Source organism: Mycobacterium sp., from assembly GCF_052143115.1.
Taxonomy (GTDB): Bacteria; Actinomycetota; Actinomycetes; order Mycobacteriales; family Mycobacteriaceae; genus Mycobacterium.
The window spans coordinates 1-19,036 of the sequence record NZ_JBKQTQ010000108.1; the positions used below are offsets into that span (position 1 = coordinate 1).

Below are 19,036 nucleotides of genomic sequence, written 5' to 3' on the forward strand. Positions count from 1 at the left end.
CGACACGCGTCGATACGACACGCTCGACATCCCAACGGACTCATCTGGTCACGAAGCGGCGGCCACAGCGACGGTTGCGGCCGCCGCTTCACCCTGCCCACTTGACAGAATGCTCCCCATATCAGAACGACGCTGGATCGGGCAGTACGGCGCCGGGCGCGTACGGCACCGCAGGAGTCTGCCCGGGCAACACTGTGTTCGGGTAGCCGGGAGACAGGGGGTATGTACTGGAACCGCTGCCGGGAAACAAGGCATTCAACAGAGGACCGAGCTTGCCGAAGATCGTGTTGGCGATATTCACAGCCGTGGTCGGGTTAGGCCCGGCAGGGGCGGGAACGGGCACGGGATCGTCGACAAGCAAAGGTTGCTGCGGAGCCGCCTCAGCGATCCCGCTGCCAAACCCAATTGCGCCAATTGCGGCCAGCGCGAGCGCCATACCCAGCGTCGCTCGGGTCAGTGGCCCGCGAGCATTCGAAATCGCAAACATGTTCCGGAACAAGGGGATAGCTCCTCAAACTCCGCTGAAGCACCAAGTGCTTCAGACACTCAAGTCACTCCGGTAACAATGCTGGTCAAGAATCACAATTGAAACACGACACGATCACAGATCGAACTCTATAGATTTGCTTACTAACCTTGGAATTTGCTTACTCTATGGGATGCCCGCTCCGCTGAGCTGCTGAACGAAGCCGGGATCGGCGGGATCGGCGTAACTGGTGGGTGCAGCAGCGACGGCCAGGATTGCGAGCATCAGTGCAGTGAGTTTGCCCCTCATGGGAACGGGAGCTTGCTGACAAGGGAGCGCGCATCACCCCGTTTTCACGAGGCTATGAAGCTGGCCGGCGGCGAGCGCCGGGCCGAGGGGCGCCGACCCTGCCGCCGCGCCTAGCTAAATGTATTTCATCGCGTTACGTAATGGCCCCAGGAGCGACGAACGCGGGCGGGCCGATGTGATGGGATGGGCCCGCGTTGCTGGGCGTTCTCAGGCGGCCAGCGGGCCGAGGGGCGGGGAGCACACGTCAAGGCCCGCTGATTCGGGGAGCACACGTAGAGCACACGCCCGCCCGCAGCGCCGCCTAGAAAATGGCCCCTGACGTGCGCGGGCCGTTGGTGCGCAGTACTGGGATTGAATCAGTCACGGCTTGCCAAACGGCGAGGACGCTTTCGCCTAATCTGCTATCTCCGAACCTTTGTGGTCGCCTGGACGCAGGCAGACGTCGCCGCCGGGCATCAGCCTGGATCGTGGTTGGAGCGATACCGGTTAAGCGGCCCGCGCCCAGCGGCCAGGCCATCATTCGGTCGTCGCTCTTTTGGAGAGTTCAACAAGGGTGTAGGACTCGAACGTTCTTCGGTACTGGCGTTGCACCGCGATAGAGAACAGTCACTGCAAGATATTTGGCATCCGTCATTTCGTTACATCGCCGCTGGCGGGTAGTCGCCGTAGGTGCCGCGGTCATCGCCGGCGAGCACCCGTGCGTGCTGCTGGTCGGCCCGGGCGGCGACGGCTGCCAGCGCGGCCGCGCGGGCGGCTCGCGTCGCATCGCGCGTTGTCAGCCGGCGATCCAGCCATCCCGCGAACCACAGCAGCCACAGCAGCGCGACGGCGGCCACGACAGCCAGAATCAGCCACGCATAGCGGATGACACCGCCGACGATGGCTACGCTGCCCGACGCGACCGCGACGAGCGCCAAGACGCGGATCAGAGAAACCATCATTTACCTCCCCTGTCTCATTGAGGGTGTCACGACGTTGTCACAACTCGTGCGAAACTCACCGCGCGGACATCCTCGGATTGCAAAATACTCGCATGGACTGACACGCACGAATCTGCTTGCAGCACCTTCGATTTCAAACTCTCGGAGCCGACCCCCGCATACGCCGACAGGCGCCAGCAATCGGGTCGAATCTGCCTCTTAATCAGCGGGTCCGGGGTTCGAAACCCTGACGGCGCACTTCAAAGTCTATTTCCGGGGACGTACCGGCATCGAGGAGTACAGGACGACGGCCGTCATGGCATTGCCTCGGCCCAGGCGATATGCCCCTCGAAGCCAAGCGTTCTCGCCATGTCGCGGTAGCGATCCCGGAAGTGCGCGTAAGCCGCGGCATCGCCGTGAGCCCGCGCCAGGAGAGCCCGCAGCCGCAACAGCCAGATCTCGCGCACAGGTGAACCGTCGTCGGTCGGCGCCGCTAACCGCTCGATCGCGGCCTCCGCTAGCCGCTCGATCGCGGCCTCGGCTTCGACCAAGTCACTCTCGGCCCCCCGATCGAGCAGTGTCTCTACCAGAACACCCGTCGCAGGAATGCCCCACCCCAGCAGCAGCCCCTCGCGGAACAGATGCTCGACAGCGGCGCGCATGAGCGGTATGGCGCCATCGCGATCTCCGCACTGAGCCTTCTCACGAGCCAAGCAGACCTCGACGATAGGTAAATCGGCCAGGAAGAACCCCCGGCGCAGGAACACTTCACTGACCTCCGCCAGGACCTGCTGTCCCCGGTCGCGCTCCGTGTTCGTCCGGCGGTGCACCAGCGCAATGCCCAGCGTCATCCGGGCGAGGGCGAACGCGACATCATCACCGGATTGTTCGGCAATTCGCAGGGCATCCTCGATCTCGCGCATCGCGCGATCGTCGGGCGTCAGCACGCCAGGCGGTATTCCCCCGGTGTAAGCGTAGGCGACAACGGTGGCGTAGGACATGGGGTCGGTGCTGCGGGCCATGGCCAGGCCGTGCCGCAGGTCGTCGCGCCATCCGGGACGTCCCAGGTAATAACGGGCCGTAGCCCGCGTCGTAAAGGCGAGCGCTAACGGAGACCCGATGATGAAGTTGCCTTTTGAGGGATCACCGTCGGCGAGGTCGATAACCATCTCTGACCACCGCAGCGGGTCAGACCACTCGGCGCACTCACCTCTGGCGTAGATCGGTGCGAGGGACAGGCCCACCGTCAAGGTCGGATCGCCGAGCGACTCGATGAGGGCCATCGCTTCCGATGCCAGCTGCGACGCCTCGCGCAGCCGGGCCTTATGCAAGTGATCCATCACCAGCCCCACCATTGCGATGGCCAGTGACGCTTTGTCCCCTGCGACGGCGCACAACTCCCGCAATTCCTCGAAGCGGGTGCCTGCCGCATGTTCATGGACTCGCCAGGCGATCCCGCACAACATGGTGCGCGGAGCAATGCGCATGGATGCTCGGTCGGGGTCATCGGCGGGTAGGGCGTCGGCGATCGTCCGGGCACGCTCCCAACTCCGCCATGCCGCGGCGATGTCGCGGTTGGTCGCCCAGGCTGCGGCCCGCATTTGCCAGCCGTAAGCGGCGTGCCCATCGCCGGCCGCGTCCAGATGCTCGGCGATCAAGGCGGCATTTTCATCGCCCGCTAGCGGGTCACGTGATTCGATGGCGGCCGCGACGCGCCGATGCAGCTCGGCACGATCCGATTCGTGCTGGAGTTCGTAGGCGACCGTGCGGATCGACGGATGGTGAAACACGTACTCCGGTTGCCGGGTGAAGCGGACCTGGTCGATGAGCTGAGCGGCCACCAGATCATCAACGACCGCTTCAACTCCCAGCGCGGCCAGCAGGTCCATGTCAAACCGCGCGCCGAGCACTGCCGCTGCGCTCAGCGTGCGCTTTGCCATTGGGTCGAGTCGGTCGATGCGAGCGGCGATGGTTGCCTGCAGCGTGAGCGGCACGCTCACGTCGCCAACCCCTTCCGCCGAGAGGTACGCGCCCGGCTCGCCGCGCAGCACGCGGCGCTCGGCCAGTTCGCGCACGACCTCCTCGGCGAAGAACGGATTGCCGGCGGCCCTCTTGGCGATCCTGCGGCCCAGCGCGTCATTCGAGGGATCCGGCCCGAGCAACTCCGAGACCAGTCCCGTGGTTTCTGAATCACTCAGCGGCGCAAGGGCAAGAGTTTGGGCACCTGCCACTCGGGTCAACGCGCCCCGATATTCGGGTCGGTAGGTGACCAGCACCAGCGAGGGCGTCTGCGTCATGACCGTGAAGAAATCGGCCAACAGCGATTCGCTGACCTCGTCGATCCAATGGGCGTCCTCGATGACAAAGACCGCCGGGGCCTGGCGGGCCAGCGAGGCCGCATTGACCAGCATGGTCAACCGCCGCCGACGAGCATCCGGATCGATCTTCGGCAGCTCCACATCGGGATCGGCGATGCCCAGCAGGTCGTCAAAGAGCAACAAGTCCTCAGGCGCCGCGTCGGGAGCCTGAGCCCGGATCTGCGCCCGCGCGGCAGGTGGGTCAAGACTCTCGACGCCGGTGGCTGCGCGCAACAGGCGCGCCACGGCATGGAAAGGGACCTGGCTGGTGTGCGATTCGCAGAAGGCAGTGAACACGTCGACATCACGGGCATCTGCCATCGCCGAAACTTCACGCACAAGACGGCTTTTTCCTAGGCCAGGCGAGCCGACCACGCCGACCACCGTGCCGTGGCCATTAATTGCACGCTTCAGCAAGCCCGCAACGGCGGACATTTCCCACTGTCGACCGACCAGATCCGGCTGCGGCGATGGCGGCCGAACTGCTATCGGGTCATCTTCATCGGTAATGTCGTCGAGGTCGAGCAGCGACAGCAGGGCGGGCATGTTGGAAAGCTCGGCTACCGCATCCCGACACGCCCGGCACTCTCCCAGGTGCGCATCGAATTCGCGCCTGTCCATCTCGGACAATGACCCCAGCACGTAGGCCGCGTCCCACTGTGCATACTTGTGGCCGTCTTGTCCGCGCGGTCCAGGGACGGGTGCACCGTGCCCCGGAAAGGCGGTCATTGTGCCACTCCCATCTCCTGCAGCGTCTGTTGCAGGGCTCGCAGCGCGTAATGCAGCCGCGATTTCACGGTGCCTTCGGCGATTCCCAGGTCGGCGCCGATTTGTGCGGTTGTCCAGCCGTGATAGTACGCGCGTCGAACAAGCGCGCGATGTTCGGCAGACAGCCGCGCAAACGCGTCAGCGACCAGTGTCCGGTTGGTTTCCGGAATGTCCATCACCAACCTTCCAGTAGTAGCACGAGTGCGGCGCCGTTTTGGTTCAAGACCGGCGCTAGCCGATGGTCATCATGCGGGGCCGGTAGCCGTGCAATCAGGGAACCGCAGAATCGCAAAACCGTGCGCCCTCGCGCGGCTCAGTGCCACATGTGCGGCACGCAGTCGCTACGGTCATCCGACCCTCCGCCGCTTCCGGTCCCCCGAGTTTCCAGGGTTCTCCCAAGAATAGGGCGCGCCAGACGCCAGATTAGGCCGTTTCTCCGGTCGAGTCAGGGCACGCGCCGCTAGGCATCGAGTCTCCAGCTCGCTCGGACCAACATGTTCGGTCGGACTGGACTGCAGCAAATTCGCCAGCGCGGATAATGGCAGGTGTCGCTTATGCGGCGCAAATGACACGCAATCCACCGGAATCGGCCGCCTGCCAACAGGAAGCAATCAGGTATGCGAAGCACTGCCGCCCAACGGAACACGGCCCACATCCGGACACAGCGGGAAGCAACCAAAACCGCCTGCGCTTAATCAGCGGGTCCGGGGTTCGAAACCCTGACGGCGCACTTCAAAGCTTATTTTCGGGGGCCGCTACCTCATTTCTGATAACCATCATCGGAGGGGCCGTCGCGGGCTTACATTCGACACGTCGGTGAGCGGCGCCGAGGAGGCCCGATGGCGAACGCACTGAGCGGATTCCGGCAGAAGGTGAGTCGCGTCGCCGAGTTGGCGAACGCGGTGAAGCGATTACATGACACCGGCATCATCGACCTCGCGAACCTCAGCGTGACGCTGCAGACCGTGAAGAATTCGCGCGTCTACGGTCCGCAGGCGACGATGGCGATCCAGGGCGGTCGCAAATACCCGTCACTCCCTGCCGTCGTCGACGAGCGCGGGACCTTGACCTACCGGCAGGTAGACGACATGTCCACCGCTTTAGCGCGCGGGCTCAAGAGGCTCGGCGTCGACGAAGGCTCGGTCGTGGGCCTTCTCTGCCGTGATCATCGCGGCCTCATCATCGCGATGGCGTCGTGCGGCAAGCTCGGTGCCCGGCTGGTGCTGATGAACACGGGCTTCGCTAAACCACAGTTCGCGCAGGTCTGCGAGCGGGAGTGCGTGAAGGTGGTGCTTCACGACAGCGAGTTCTCGGGCCTGCTTGATGCGCTGCCCGCCGACCTGCCGCGCGTGCTTACCTGGGTGGACGACGACATGGACGTGCCCGCCGGTGTGCAGACGATCGACGACATCATCGCGGCGAACCCTTCTGAGCCGCTACCCCCGCCGACCAAGCCCGGCGGGGTCGTCATCCTCACCAGCGGCACGACCGGGTTACCGAAGGGCGCGCCGCGGGACAAGGTGTCGCCGTATGCGACAGCGCAGGCGATCGACCGAGTCCCGTACCCTCGCAAGGGGACCATGGTCATCGTCTCGCCGATCTTCCACACCACCGGCCTGGGCACCTACCTCGTCGGAGCGGCCTTAGGCAATAAGGTGATCACCACCCGGCGGTTCAAGCCAGAGCGCACCCTCCAGCTGATCGCAGAAAACAAGGCCGACATGCTCGTCGCGGTCCCGACGATGCTGCACCGCTTGGTCGAACTCGCCCCCGACGTCATCGCCAAGTACGACACGTCGTCGCTGAAGGTGATCGCGATCTCCGGGTCGGCGCTGACCCCCGAGCTATCCACCCGCGTGCAGGACACTTTCGGCGATGTCCTCTACAACATGTATGGCTCCACCGAGTGCGCCGTAGCGACCATCGCCACCCCGGACGAGCTGCGAAGCGCTCCCGGAACGGCGGGCCGCTCGCCGGTGACTTGCGAAGTGGTGTTGTTCGACGAGCACGACCAGCGCATCGACGGCGCCAACAAGCGGGGCCGGATCTTCATCCGCAGCGGAGCCCCGTTCCAGGGATACAGCGACGGCCGACACAAGCAGATCATTGACGGCTATATGTCCAGCGGCGACATGGGCCATTTCGACGAGAACGGACTTCTGTTCGTCGACGGCCGCGACGACGACATGATCGTCTCGGGCGGTGAGAACGTTTTCCCGCAGGAGGTCGAGAACCTGCTTATCGAGCGTGAGGATGTCTCCGACGCGGCGGTGGTCGGTGTCGACGACTCTGAGTTCGGAAAGCGGTTGCGTGCCTTCATTGTTTCTCAGCCCGGCGCACCGCAGGACACTGAGGAGATCAAGCTTTACGTCAAGAACAACTTGGCGCGCCACAAGGTCCCTCGAGATGTGGTGTTCATCGACGAGCTGCCACGCAATGCCACGGGCAAGCTGCTGCGGCGGGTCTTGACCGAGATGGACGTAGACAGGTGAGGTGGGCCCCTACGAGCGTCATTTCAGCCGTGTCTAAGCCGATGTCATGCGGTCCCCCGAGCGGCGGACGCCGAGTCCGTCGCAACGTCGTCGATGCTGTCGAAGTTGTTGCTGGAATTGATATTCAGCTCGAGGTTGGTCAAGGTAGTGACGATCGACAGCTATGAGGTCGTCCAAAAGTATTGTGTATGAGTGCGATTGGATTGGTCGCTGATCAGGAGGGATGAGAGTTAAGCAGCCCACCGGCGCCTCAACGGGATCTCAAGTCTGACAGCGCGTCTGATTATCGCTGGCAATTTTCCGGCAGAAATACACTGACGACACCGCAGTGAGGTGCCGCAGCTCTACCATCCGGGCGAGTGCCGCTTACTATCCGACCGCACAGCGTTCAGCAGCACACAATTTGTGACAAGTGCGCACTCGGCGGACAATTGGGAATCACTCATCTAGAGAACAAGGCGTTTAGGTCGAGTTCGTCGAGGTCCTCAGCCAGTCCGCCAGTGACCAGGGCGGCGAACCCGCCTGCCATCGCTCCCATGTCTGAGGCCATCACCGTCACCGCGTACATGCGCTGCGTCGCCGAGCTGTTTTCGACCTGGTGCACTGATCCTGCGGGCAGCACTAGCACGTCGCCGGGTACTAAGTCGGTGGTGGTGTCGTCGCAGTGTGCTCGCCCCTGTCCGCTGAGGACGACGAACGTCTCGGCCGAGCACGGGTGGCTGTTGGGGGGCTGAGATGCGCCGGGCTCCCACACTTCAAAGAAGACGCTTGCGCTGCACCCGTAGTCGGGGCCCGCGAGGTAGATCTGCTTGACGTTGTCTTGGGCAGTGATCGCGTATTTCTTGAGATCGCCGAGGTGGCGCAATACCGGCGAGGTGCTCATTGAGTTTTCCTGTCTGTCGGGGGCAGTGGGCTCACAGAGGCAAGGGATGTCAGGATCGCTGAGATATCGCAGGTGAAGCCGAAGCACTGGCGCACGTTGTAGACGGTGGCCTCGGCGCAGTAGTCGGGGGAGGTCGTTGCGCTGGCATCGGTGATCAGCAAGCAGTCGTAGCCCGCGCAAGCCGCGTCGATCAACGTCGCATAGACGCACTGATCGACGTTGACCCCGCACAAGAAGAGGTGCCGCACACCGAGGTTGCGCAGCACCGAATCAAGCGCGGTGTCCCAGAAACCACTCATTCGGTGCTTGTCGAGATGGATGTCACGATCGGCCACATCCAACCCATCGATGATGGCTGCGCCCCGGCTGCCGGCGGTCAGCACCGCGTCGCTGAGGTCCGATACCGGCTCACCGATACCACCGCCAGCGCCATCGCTGTCGTAGACGTGAAGGACGTTGGGCGGCAGGTTCATTCGGTCGCGACGAGTGCCCCAGTTCAGCCAAATGACGGGGACGCCTGCTTGCCGCAGCCCCTCGAGCAACGGATTGATCCGGGTGACCAAGGCTGCGCCACCGCTGACGTCGACGTCCTTGCCGGCCAACCAACCTTGCTCATGACAGAAGTCGTTTTGCATGTCGACAACCACAATTGCCGCTGCGGCTAGATCCAGCGTGACGTGCTGTGGCTGCGCGGCGAGTCGGACGCGGCGCGGCGCGATGCGCGCTGACGCATCGAGATCGACGTGCTCGGCGGTACACGCCCAGCGGTTCGGCGCTGAGGACGGTTTACTCATCGCACGGTCACCGCATCACCGCCGCCGTGTTATGCCCGCTACCGGAGCGAATATCCTCGTCGGGTTCCACCAGCATGACTTCAGTCTGCACCCCGAACACCGCGACTTAGCTTAAGGTTCAAGCCGCTATGGGAGGCGTTCGATTGCCCTTAGTCTGATCCGGTGCTTAGCGAGGACGTCCGTCGCGGCCTGAACACCGCGTTGAATGAAAGTCGACTTCTGTCCGTCCAGGTCGATCGCGTCGCTCACACCGCCACGGTGTGGTCGATGCGTTGACTTTGCCCAAGGAGGGCCCCGCGAGCGCCAACACCGTCATCGCCCTTGCCCTTGGTAGCGTGACACGGCTCGCGGTGTCCTTGCGTGAGGGGCGTTGGGACGATCAACATGCCGCGGTCACGCCGGTCACGCTCGACCGCCTCGACGCGGTCGTTCGGGCGTTCGGCGGACAACCGATCTACGGCGGGGAATTCATCGATCCGACCGAAGAATTGTGGGAACACTGGCGCGAGCGGTTGAGCCTTGACGATGTGTTGTCCCCAGAGCCATCCCACCACGTGGTGCAGCTGTTCAGGAGGGCTCTGACGCTGACCGAATCCTGGATTTGCGATTGTGGTTCACCGAGTCGGGCGTCGTGGATCGCGATGGCCGGCACATTGAGCTCGAGCAGTTCGTGGCCGGCGGGAGGCGGTGGTGGGACGCGCTTTCCGCAGGCGATCCGCGCACCGCTGGCCACGGCATCTTGACTCGCTCATTGACCACTGACAGAGGATTCGCCGCAGCGACTTTCGATAATCCGCCCCTAGGCGGGTTGGCGGCGAGGTGGCAGGCGAGCTGTCATGGGCGGCATTGCAGAATTCGTCTGATCTGTTTTCGTGGTTCCGCCTCAACCCAGCACCTCTGCGGAAAGACGATGCAGAGCTGAGATGGGTGAGCGTTCAACCCGCCAGGTTTCGTGAATTCGTCGATCTGAGATTCGGCGTCGATGCGCGGGAGAACGCCGCCTGGGTCAACGCCATGATGGGCGCCTCGCACATGGCGGCCGGTGACGTGCTACAGAAGATGGTCGACGACTCCGCATCAGTGTCGCGCCCAGACGAAATGATCGCCAACGCGACACACTAAGCAGTTATCACTGCCGCCGAGCGGCGGCTGATCACCTATTCCGGATTTTGCGGACCGCCAGGGCAGCGGCCAGCGCCGCGATACCTGCCAGGGAAATCGCAACCGCGGGCTTCTTTACAAACCCGATGGCTCGGGCTTTGGCGTCGTCGGCGAGTCGGCGGGGATTAGCCCGCTCCGCCAGTGAATCGACGGTCGACGCGAGCTGGTCGCGAGCCTGGTCGATCTCCTGCTTGATGGTGTCAGGATCCCGCTCAGCCACTCTCGTCCTCCCTGTCGTCGGCGCACCAAGGCCGGACTCGGTCCAGGTTGGTGCCTGCCGACCTACCCTAGATCAGCCGGCGGCGATCCCAACGTGCCGGTGAACAGAAAGGGACCTTCCTTGACCGACACCGCACGCCTGGCGCCCGGCGACAAAGCGCCCACCTTCACCCTGCCCGACGCCGACGGGAAGAAGGTGTCGCTGGCCGACTACAAGGGCCGGCGCGTCATCGTGTACTTCTACCCGGCGGCATCGACCCCCGGCTGCACCAAGCAGGCCTGCGACTTCCGCGACAGTCTGGCCGAACTCAACGGCGCCGGTCTTGACGTCGTCGGCATCTCCCCCGACAAGCCGGAAAAGCTGGCCAAATTCCGTGACGCCGAAGGCCTGACGTTTCCGCTGCTGTCCGACCCCGACCGCAAAGTGTTGACCGCCTGGGGCGCCTACGGCGAAAAACAGATGTACGGCAAGACCGTCATAGGCGTCATCCGCTCGACGTTCGTCGTCGACGAGAAGGGCAAGATCGCCGTGGCGCAGTACAACGTCAAGGCCGCACATACGACAACAAATATCCAGAAGATCATCAAGCAGGTTGGATAGGTAGTAGCAACGTGCACGGAGCACCCCCGGTCGTCGCCGGGGCGGTGTTTCGGTCTTTACGCCCGTCAGTGGTGCGTCAACCCAAGAGGGCGGGTCGTGCCAGCGCGTCGTAACCGATCGCCCCGAGAGCGAGAGCGACCAGCCGCCATCTCTTTCCCCACCTCCACGCCGAGGGTTAATCCCTATACAACCCGTCCCATGAGTGGCCCTTTATGCTCGACGCCGCGGGCCGGCCAAGGGCACAGCATGGGCACCCGTCCTTGGTACTCGCGGTACTGATCGCCCAACGCTGCCGTCAGATCGCGTTCCTCCAACCGCAGGGTGATGAGGATGTAGCCCGTGGTCGCTGTTGCGAATAGCAGGTGGCCTGCGGTCATCCTTGGGCTGGCCCAGAACGCGACAATGAATCCCAGCATGAGGGGATGACGCACAAGCCGATACAACAGTGGCGAACAAAATGGGAGTTCGGTGTAGGGCTGGCCACGCCAGGCCAGGTACACCTGCCTTAGGCCGAAGAGATCGAAGTGATTGATCATGAACGTCGACGCCAAGGCGATTGCCCAGCCCAGCCAGAACAGCAGTTGCAGAACCAGCCGGCCCGGCCGCCAATCCATATCCCAGACGATCGCTGGCATTGTCCGCCATTGCCAGAACAGCAGAAACAGCACCAAACCCGTCACCCCGACATAGGTGCTGCGCTCGATGGGCTGGGGCACAACTCGCGTCCACAAACGTTTGAACGCTGGTCGCGCCATTACGCTGTGCTGCGCACCAAATATGCCAAGCAGCAGCACATTGACCGCGACTGCTTCCCCAATGGGTGCCGCGACACCGCGGTCGATGCTGCGCGGAACCGCGATGTTGCCTACAAAACAGATCGCATAAACAAAAGCGGCAAAGCCGACGAGATAACTGGCTGCGCCGTAGGTGATGGCGAGAAGGCGTTTCATCGTGACCTCCGAAATTCTTATCGGGCTGGAAGCGAGGCGGCGCAGCTCTGAGCTAGGCGAGGTTACTTCCGCGCGTTCTGAGTGCCGTTCTTGCGCTGCGTGATTCGGCCCGGTGCTATCCGGCCGGCTGGATGTTCTGGTTGATGCGGAACACGTTGCTCGGATCGTATTGCGCCTTGATCTCGCTGAGGCGCTGGTAATTCGGACCGTAAGTCGCCCGGACTCGGTCTTGGCCCTCGTCCATCATGAAGTTGACGTAAGCGCCGCCGGCCGAGTAGGGGTGAATGGCTTCCCAGTACTCCTTCGTCCAGCGCTTCAACACTTCCGCGTTCGCCGGGTCGGGATCGACCCCGGCGATGACTTGTGAGAAGTTGACGTCCCGATACGCCCAAGCGGTTTCGGTTTGCCCAACACCATGGACCGCGCCGTCGATCGGGTACAGGTGCATTGTGGAGTGCATGGTCGGCAGCTCCTCGGTGAAATGGGCATGGGCTTCAACCGCGCCGTCGGGCACCGTCCGGATGAAGTCGCCACGCCAATACCACTGCAGCCCTTTGGGATACAGGCCATCAAAGGTGGACTGCAGCGCGGGGAAGGGGGCCGCACCGATACCATCGAAGGCCGGCTCCATCTGTCGGATCGGCGCGAAAACCTCATCGGCCCGTGCGGGATCGCCCGTGTAGCACCAGACCACCGCACACGCCTTATGCAGGTGGAAGGCTTCAGGGAACGGTGCCACCGGTGGGACGGTCATGCTTGCGAAGAACCCGTAGAGGTCCTCGTCTTGAGCGGGGAGGAAGTCCCGGTACCACCTAAGGATGTCGGCGGTGGCCGATGCGGGCCACGCCGTGGGACCGCAGATCACCGTATGCACCGGATGCAGGCGGAACGTAAACGAGGTGACCACGCCGAAGTTTCCGCCGCCGCCGCGCAGCGCCCAGAACAGTTCCGGGTGCTCGGATTCGGACGCCGTCACCACACGACCGTCGGCCAGCACGACCTCGGCCTCCAACAAGTTGTCGATGGTCAGACCGTGCTTGCGGGACAGGTACCCGTGGCCGCCGCCCAGGGTGAGGCCGCCGACCCCGGTGGTGGAGATGATGCCGGACGACGTCGCCAGGCCGTGCGCGTGCGTCGCGGCGTCCACTTGACCCCATGTCGCACCGCCTTGGACACGTACGATGCGCCGGTCGGCGTCCACGTCGATGCGGTTCATCGGTGACAGATCGATGACAAGGCCGCCCTCGACGCTGCCGAAACCCGGGCCGTTGTGGCCGCCCCCGCGGACGGCGACCGGCAGGTTCGAGGTCCGCGCGAACTCGAGAGCGCCAGCGATATCGGTGGCCGATCCGCAGCGTACGATCACCGCCGGCCGCTTGTCGATCATGGCGTTGTGGAGCGCCCGAGCCTCGTCGTATCCGGGGTCGTCGGGCAGGATTATCTCCGCGCCCAGCCTGGTGCGTAATGCGTCGGTTGCGGTTGTGAGGCTCATGGCCCTACCTCCTTGCTTCGCAGGTCTTGATGCCGCGACGCTACGAGGCGAGGAGGTCGTGCGTCATGACCATGACGAGGCATTTCCGAGGTATCCAACGATAGTCAGATCTGACTATCGACCAGCGAACACCCACGCGGTTACGTTGATTCCATGGCGCAGTGGGTGCCGCCACCGCTTCCCGCCGAGCTGATCGCGCGTCGCCGCGGCCCGCTCGTGGGCCGCGCCGGGGAACTCGCGACGTTCGAGCAGGCCTGGGAGCGGGTCGAGCGCGGCAATCGCCAGGCGGTGTTCATCGGCGGTGAGCCCGGGGCCGGTAAGACGCGCCTGGCCGCGGAGGTTGCCGGAACGCTGGCCGACCACGGCGTTGCGGTGCTCGTGGGCAGCTCGACGGCCGACGCGGACGTCCCGTACGCACCGTTCGCCGAGGCACTGGACCGGCTGCTGATCGCCGCTCCACCAGGTTCGATGGCGGACGCGCTGGCAGACGCGGGACCACAGCTGCGGCGGCTGACTATCCAGGTGGATCGGCATCTGCCCGATAGTGGACGGGCGGCGGACGTCGGCGCGGCCCGGCGTGCTCTTTTCGACGCGTTGACCGGCTTCCTGCGGCGCTTGGCGATCGATCGGCCGATCGCGTTGATACTGGACGACCTGCATTGGGCGCAGCTGCCCACCCTTGCGATGCTCGAACAGGTGCTGATCGGCTGTGCCGATATCCGCATGCTGCTGGTGGCCACATTCCGCACCACCGAACCGGACCGCTCCGACGAGCTCGTCACCCGGCTAGCCGAACTGCACAGATTCGACGGTGTCCGGCGCCTGGACCTCGCGGGTCTGGACACCGAGGCGATCGCCGAGTTTGTCTGCCAAACAGAGCAATTGACCCCTGCGTCGGCGCGCACGGCAGCGGCCCTGCTGCGCGACAAAACCGGCGGCAATCCGTTCTTCTTGACCGAACTCTGCAACGACCTGGAAATCCGGGGCGGGATAGCCACGTTGAGTTCGCAACAGAGGGTTCCGGCGTCGATCGGTGACGCCATCGGTCGCCGCCTTGGCGGACTAGGTGCCGGCGTTCGTGCGGTGATCGAGCAGGCAGCGGTCCTGGGTCAAACGTTCGATCTGCCCGCGCTCATCGCGAGCTGCGAGACCGATCTCCCCGCGACATTGGCAGCGATCGATTCGGCCGAAGGCATCGGACTGATCCGACCGGTTCGCGACTCCGATGGCGAATTCTCTTTCGTGCACGCGCTGACCCGGGAGGCTGTGGTCGATGGGATGGCGGCATCCCAGCTGCGGATCATGCACGCGCGGGCCGCCGAAGCCCTTGAGGGGCGTGCAGACCCATCGGTTGTTCCCCGCCTGGCCAACCACTACCTGCGGGCGCATGTGCTGGGCTACCACGAGCAGGCGTTGCGATACGCGCGTGAGGCGGCCCGGATGGCCGAACAGAGCCTGGCCTATGAGGACGCCGCGAAATGGTTCGAGCGTGCGGCATCGCTTCCCGAGCTGAGCCTCGCGGATCGGGCAAGGATGAACCTCGGTGCGGCCGCGAACCACGTGCGCGCAGGTGATTTCTCCCGCGCGCGGGCCATCTACGAACGCATTAGCGCGATGGACGACCCGCTCATCCGGCTGGAGGCAGCCGTCGGCTACGAGGACGCGAATTGGCGCCGCTGGGGCGCTGACTCGAAGGCGGCCGACCTGCTGGCATCGGCGCTGGAATCGTGCGGGTTGAACACCGACGACCCACGCTATGTGCAGGCTCTCGGCAGTTTTGGACGCGCGCTGGCGTTTGCCGGCGAGTCGGCACATGCTCGCGAAATCGGTAGCCGCGCCATCGAACGCGCGCGGGTCGCCGAGGATCCAGCGGTGACGTTGCACACTCTCACGACGAGCCTCTGGCACGGTCTCACCCCGGAGCTATGCGAGATCCAATTGCAGCGTTCGGCCGAGGCCTCGCGGATGGCGCTAGCGCGCCGCGACCACGAGACGCTCGGGTCGGCCTCACACTTCGGCGCGATGGTCAGCTATGTGGCCGGTCGGCCCGACGGGCTAGCCGCGTCGGCCGCCCACATGCAGCGAGCGGCCCAAGCCTGCGGGCAACCCTTCTTCGGCTTTGTCGGCGCATGCGTCGAGCAGGCGCTGGCCTATCTACGCGGCGACTTCGCCGGTGCCGAACGCTGGGCTGATATCGCATTGCGCGCGGGTCATTCGTTCGGCGGAGACGACACCGAGGGCTCACACGGGGTCCAGATGTTTCTGATCCACCGCGAAACCGGAGGCTTAAACAGGTTCAGCGGGTTTGTCGACGGCAGCGAAACGTTCGCCGGCCGCTGGCTGCCCGGCTTGCTTGCGCTGTATACCGCGCTCGACTGTGAGCGTGGCATGACCCGCGCGCTGAATCAGCTGCTCAACCGCAATCTCGGCGATCACACCGACGAGGCGCAGTGGCCGATGGAGCTGGTCTTCATGGTGGAGGCGGCCCTAGAGCTGGGCAACCGCGAAGCGGTTCACGCGCTACGCCCGTTCGTTGCCCGCTATACGGGCAAGAACCTGCTGGCCGGTCAGTTCGTGGCGCTGTTCGGCAGCGCCGACCGATACCTCGCTCGGATCGCGGCGCTCGGCGGTGACAACAGTGCGGCCGAGCATCATTTCGACGCGGCGCTTGAGATGGACCGTCGGATGGGCTCGGTGGTTCACATTGCGGAAACGCTGACCCGGCAAGCCTTGTTTGCGGCGTCATGTGGTCGTACCGAAGAAGCCCGGCGCCTGGCAGACGAGGCCCGCGCCGTCGCCGCGCCGATCGGCCAGACCCGGGTCGTCGACCTGGTGGATTCGTTGCTGGCAACGGGCCCGGACGGTCTGACGGGCCGGGAGGTCGAAGTGCTGAGGCTGCTTGCCGAGGGGCTGAGCAATCGGGCGATCGGCGAACGCCTCTACATCAGCACCAACACCGCGGCCAACCACGTTCGCAGCATCCTGATCAAGACCGGTGCCGCGAATCGTACGCAGGCAGCGATGTACGCCGCCGATCACCAGCTGCTCGCGTAAGGATCAGATGTCGGACAATGCGCCGTCCGGCAGGACGCGCTCGCTTACCTCGACGACGACGTCGGCGGGAAGACCGGCACGCGCGGCCGCGGTTCTGATGGCCTCCGGCGACGGTGCCTCATATAGGCAGTACGTCTTTCGTTTGTCCGCTGACAGAAACGAGTACAACCAGCGAACGCCCTCCTGGTCATTGATCCGATTGATTCCATCGGCGGCGTCCAGGCTGGGTTCTAGTTCCTCGGCGAAGTTGCGCTCGACCATGAATATGGGCACGGCGGACTCCTGTTCATTGTCTTGGAGTCGAACCTACGCCGTGAAGAATCGTCAAGACCTGGGATCAGGCGTGTTCGAGGTGGCTGGGTTCTGCCAACGGCACTGGGCATTCAGGAAGAGGTCACACGCCTCGTGGCCGAGGTTGAGTGTGGCGACGGCGTCGACCTGCAGCTGCGCCAACGGCTCAAAGCGTTGCCGTTCGTCTCAACGTCGGCGGCGCCGCTGTTGGTGCGGCAAACGCCAATACTGAAACACCGCCAACCGTGACATGCAGGTCAAAGCCCAATCTGCCTCCGGACTACCTTGAGGGTGTTTTGTTTGTCGTCGTCCAGGTGCGACACACGCGCTCCGATGACGGCTCGAAGTGCCTGCTTCGCCATGTTGTCAAGATCTCTGTCGCGCAATACAACGTCAAGGCCACCGGGCACGTGGCCAAGCTGCGCCGCGACCTGTCGGTCTAGGCCAGGTTAGCCAGCAGCAGCGCCTCAGCCGTCGCGGCCCGTTCCAGCACACCCAGGTCCAGGCTCTCGTTGATGCTGTGCGCCTGCGTCGCCGGGTCCTCCACGCCGGTGACCAGGATCGCCGCCTTCGGGAAAGCGGCGGCGAATTCGGCGATGAACGGGATCGAGCCGCCCATCCCCATGTCGATCGGCTCGGTGCCCCAGGCTTGCCGGAACGCCGTCCGGGCGGCGTCATAGACCGGGCCACTGGCATCGATGGCGTAGGGCTGACCGATGTCCCCGGGAGTAACCGTCACGTGTGCACCCCACGGAGCGTGCTGTTCCAGGTGGGCGCGCAACGCGTCCAAGTGCGCAGCCGCGTCGCCGCCCGGGGCTACCCGCATGCTGACCTTCGCGCGAGCGCGCGGGATCAGCGTGTTCGACGACGCCGCAATGGACGTGGTGTCGATGCCGATCACGGTGATCGCCGGCTTGGCCCACAGCCGCTGCGGCACCGAGCCGGAACCGATTTCGCTGACTCCATCCAGTAAGCCCGATTCCGCACGCACCCGTTCGGGCGGGTAATCGACTGCGGCGGCTGTGCTTTCGTGCAGACCGGCCACCGCGACGTTGCCGTCGTCGTCGTGCAAGCTGGCCAGCAGCCGCACCAGCACCATCAGCGCGTCCGGAACAACGCCTCCCCACAGGCCGGAGTGCAAGCCGTGATCGAGGGTGGCGACCTCCACCACACAGTCGGCCAGCCCGCGCAGCGACACCGTCAACGCGGGCACGTCGGTACTCCAGTTGTCCGAATCGGCGATGACGATCACGTCGGCGGCCAACACGTCACGGTGCGCAGCCAGCAGACGTCCCAGCGACGGCGAACCCGACTCCTCCTCACCTTCGACGAACACCGTCACCCCCACCGGAGGTTGGCCGCCGTGAGCCCGAAACGCCGCCAAATGCGTTGCGATACCGGCCTTGTCGTCGGCGCTGCCGCGCCCGTATAGCCGGCCATCGCGTTCGGTCGGCTGGAAAGGCGGTGAAGTCCACTGCCCGGGATCGCCTTCGGGCTGCACGTCGTGGTGGGCGTACAGCAGCACGGTCGGCGCTCCCGGCGGGGCCGGATGGCGGGCGATGACGGCGGGTGCACCGCCCTCGCTGACGATCTGCAGATCGTCAAAACCAGCCTGCGCCAGCAGATCCGCCGTGGCGTGGGCGCTGCGCTGCACCTCACCGCGGCGGGCCGGGTCGGCCCACACCGATTCGATGCATACCAGCGCCTCCAGGTCACGGCGAACCGATGGCAGTACCTCGCGGACGCGTTCGACGAGATCGCTCACGATCTCGAGGCTAGCGGTATTTCCGCAACGCCGAGATCGACGCCAGCGCGAAAAATGAGCAACAAAAGCGCACTAACGTCGATCTCGGTGGCCTTGCAGCGCCGCAACGCTACTCGGTTTCGAGGATGGCGACCGCGGCAGCGGTGTCGCCTTCATGGGTCAGCGACACATGGATCGTCACGTCGGCCAAATGCTTGGCGATGGCCCCGGTCAACCGCACCCGCGGCCGTCCCCACATGTCGGTGACCACCTCGATATCGCGATGGATGTCCTCGCGAAGCACCGGCCGCTGGGAGAAACGCGACCCGGACCAGGCCTTGATCACCGCCTCCTTGGCCGCCCAGCGCGCCGCCAGGTGGCGTGCCGCCGACGAACTCTTGTCGGAGGCATCGCGGCGCTCACCAGGAGTGAAGGTTTCGGCGAACACCGTTCCGGGCTGGTCGACCTGCTCGGCGAAATCCGTGATGGAAACAACGTCGATCCCCACTCCAACAATGCTCATTGGCGCCGCTCC

18 protein-coding genes, 1 tRNA gene and 2 pseudogenes are annotated in these 19,036 nt (G+C 64.5%); 8 read left to right on the top strand and 13 right to left on the bottom strand.

The window, feature by feature from the left end:
* Positions 1 to 121: 121 nt before the first annotated feature.
* The 3 genes from ACLQI9_RS11015 to ACLQI9_RS11025 form a co-directional block, all read right to left on the bottom strand.
* Complete coding sequence (locus tag ACLQI9_RS11015; RefSeq protein ID WP_442391680.1) at positions 122 to 436, bottom strand: hypothetical protein; 315 nt, start codon at positions 434 to 436, stop codon at positions 122 to 124.
* A gap of 216 nt (positions 437 to 652) precedes the next feature.
* Positions 653 to 775, bottom strand: coding sequence for a hypothetical protein (locus ACLQI9_RS11020; protein WP_442379069.1), 123 nt, complete (start codon positions 773 to 775; stop codon positions 653 to 655).
* 638 nt (positions 776 to 1,413) lie between these two features.
* Positions 1,414 to 1,713 (bottom strand): hypothetical protein, encoded by a 300-nt coding sequence (locus tag ACLQI9_RS11025; RefSeq protein ID WP_442379071.1) that lies wholly within the window; start codon positions 1,711 to 1,713, stop codon positions 1,414 to 1,416.
* Between the two features lie 173 nt (positions 1,714 to 1,886).
* Between ACLQI9_RS11025 and ACLQI9_RS11030 the strand changes: the two genes are divergently transcribed.
* Positions 1,887 to 1,953 (top strand) — tRNA-Ser (locus ACLQI9_RS11030).
* A 56-nt stretch (positions 1,954 to 2,009) separates the two neighbouring features.
* On the opposite strand, the gene ACLQI9_RS11035 is transcribed toward ACLQI9_RS11030, so the two are convergent.
* On the bottom strand, positions 2,010 to 4,781 hold the full coding sequence (locus ACLQI9_RS11035) for an AAA family ATPase (protein ID WP_442391681.1): 2,772 nt from the start codon (positions 4,779 to 4,781) through the stop codon (positions 2,010 to 2,012).
* Positions 4,778 to 4,978, bottom strand: a pseudogene (locus tag ACLQI9_RS11040) (sigma factor-like helix-turn-helix DNA-binding protein); the annotation flags it as partial. The gene ACLQI9_RS11035 and the pseudogene ACLQI9_RS11040, both read right to left, overlap by 4 nt.
* A 681-nt stretch (positions 4,979 to 5,659) precedes the next feature.
* Here ACLQI9_RS11040 and ACLQI9_RS11045 point away from each other — a divergent pair.
* Positions 5,660 to 7,312, top strand: coding sequence for an acyl-CoA synthetase (locus ACLQI9_RS11045; protein ID WP_442379074.1), 1,653 nt, complete (start codon positions 5,660 to 5,662; stop codon positions 7,310 to 7,312).
* A gap of 442 nt (positions 7,313 to 7,754) precedes the next feature.
* Here ACLQI9_RS11045 and ACLQI9_RS11050 read toward each other — a convergent pair whose 3' ends face one another.
* Complete coding sequence (locus ACLQI9_RS11050) at positions 7,755 to 8,195, bottom strand: cupin domain-containing protein (RefSeq protein WP_442379076.1); 441 nt, start codon at positions 8,193 to 8,195, stop codon at positions 7,755 to 7,757.
* Complete coding sequence (locus tag ACLQI9_RS11055) at positions 8,192 to 8,989, bottom strand: cysteine hydrolase family protein (protein ID WP_442391682.1); 798 nt, start codon at positions 8,987 to 8,989, stop codon at positions 8,192 to 8,194. The genes ACLQI9_RS11050 and ACLQI9_RS11055 overlap by 4 nt, the downstream gene beginning before the upstream one ends.
* Before the next feature lie 260 nt (positions 8,990 to 9,249).
* On the opposite strand from ACLQI9_RS11055, the gene ACLQI9_RS11060 reads away from it, so the two are divergent.
* Both ACLQI9_RS11060 and ACLQI9_RS11065 read left to right on the top strand, forming a co-directional pair.
* Positions 9,250 to 9,732 carry a hypothetical protein gene (locus ACLQI9_RS11060; protein WP_442379079.1) on the top strand — a complete coding sequence of 161 codons (483 nt, stop codon included), beginning with the start codon at positions 9,250 to 9,252 and terminating at the stop codon, positions 9,730 to 9,732.
* A 184-nt stretch (positions 9,733 to 9,916) separates the two neighbouring features.
* Positions 9,917 to 10,111 (top strand): hypothetical protein, encoded by a 195-nt coding sequence (locus tag ACLQI9_RS11065; RefSeq protein ID WP_442379081.1) that lies wholly within the window; start codon positions 9,917 to 9,919, stop codon positions 10,109 to 10,111.
* A gap of 31 nt (positions 10,112 to 10,142) precedes the next feature.
* Here the strand turns inward: ACLQI9_RS11065 and ACLQI9_RS11070 are convergent, their stop codons facing one another.
* Positions 10,143 to 10,370: a DUF3618 domain-containing protein gene (locus tag ACLQI9_RS11070; protein WP_442379083.1), complete on the bottom strand. Its 228-nt coding sequence runs from the start codon at positions 10,368 to 10,370 to the stop codon at positions 10,143 to 10,145.
* 120 nt (positions 10,371 to 10,490) lie between these two features.
* On the opposite strand from ACLQI9_RS11070, the gene bcp reads away from it, so the two are divergent.
* The gene (gene bcp / locus ACLQI9_RS11075) at positions 10,491 to 10,970 is read left to right on the top strand and encodes a thioredoxin-dependent thiol peroxidase (protein WP_442379085.1); all 480 of its coding nucleotides are present in this window, start codon (positions 10,491 to 10,493) and stop codon (positions 10,968 to 10,970) included.
* Positions 10,971 to 11,152: 182 nt separating this feature from the next.
* Here the strand turns inward: bcp and mddA are convergent, their stop codons facing one another.
* Both mddA and ACLQI9_RS11085 read right to left on the bottom strand, forming a co-directional pair.
* Positions 11,153 to 11,920 (bottom strand): methanethiol S-methyltransferase, encoded by a 768-nt coding sequence (gene mddA / locus ACLQI9_RS11080; protein ID WP_442391683.1) that lies wholly within the window; start codon positions 11,918 to 11,920, stop codon positions 11,153 to 11,155.
* A 115-nt stretch (positions 11,921 to 12,035) separates the two neighbouring features.
* The gene (locus tag ACLQI9_RS11085) at positions 12,036 to 13,412 is read right to left on the bottom strand and encodes an FAD-binding oxidoreductase (RefSeq protein ID WP_442379088.1); all 1,377 of its coding nucleotides are present in this window, start codon (positions 13,410 to 13,412) and stop codon (positions 12,036 to 12,038) included.
* A 153-nt stretch (positions 13,413 to 13,565) separates the two neighbouring features.
* On the opposite strand from ACLQI9_RS11085, the gene ACLQI9_RS11090 reads away from it, so the two are divergent.
* Positions 13,566 to 16,466 (top strand): ATP-binding protein, encoded by a 2,901-nt coding sequence (locus ACLQI9_RS11090; protein WP_442379090.1) that lies wholly within the window; start codon positions 13,566 to 13,568, stop codon positions 16,464 to 16,466.
* A 3-nt stretch (positions 16,467 to 16,469) separates the two neighbouring features.
* Here the strand turns inward: ACLQI9_RS11090 and ACLQI9_RS11095 are convergent, their stop codons facing one another.
* Entirely contained in the window at positions 16,470 to 16,739 is a 270-nt protein-coding gene (locus ACLQI9_RS11095) for a DUF4242 domain-containing protein (protein WP_442379092.1), read from the bottom strand.
* 132 nt (positions 16,740 to 16,871) lie between these two features.
* On the opposite strand from ACLQI9_RS11095, the gene ACLQI9_RS11100 reads away from it, so the two are divergent.
* Positions 16,872 to 17,006: a hypothetical protein gene (locus ACLQI9_RS11100; protein WP_442379094.1), complete on the top strand. Its 135-nt coding sequence runs from the start codon at positions 16,872 to 16,874 to the stop codon at positions 17,004 to 17,006.
* 119 nt (positions 17,007 to 17,125) lie between these two features.
* Positions 17,126 to 17,200, top strand: a pseudogene (locus ACLQI9_RS11105) (peroxiredoxin); the annotation flags it as partial.
* Here the strand turns inward: ACLQI9_RS11105 and ACLQI9_RS11110 are convergent.
* Positions 17,197 to 18,522 carry a dipeptidase gene (locus tag ACLQI9_RS11110; RefSeq protein ID WP_442379096.1) on the bottom strand — a complete coding sequence of 442 codons (1,326 nt, stop codon included), beginning with the start codon at positions 18,520 to 18,522 and terminating at the stop codon, positions 17,197 to 17,199. The pseudogene ACLQI9_RS11105 and the gene ACLQI9_RS11110 sit on opposite strands and share 4 nt — an antisense overlap.
* A 109-nt stretch (positions 18,523 to 18,631) precedes the next feature.
* Positions 18,632 to 19,024 (bottom strand): holo-ACP synthase AcpS, encoded by a 393-nt coding sequence (gene acpS / locus ACLQI9_RS11115; protein ID WP_442379098.1) that lies wholly within the window; start codon positions 19,022 to 19,024, stop codon positions 18,632 to 18,634.
* Between the last annotated feature and the right edge of the window lie 12 nt (positions 19,025 to 19,036).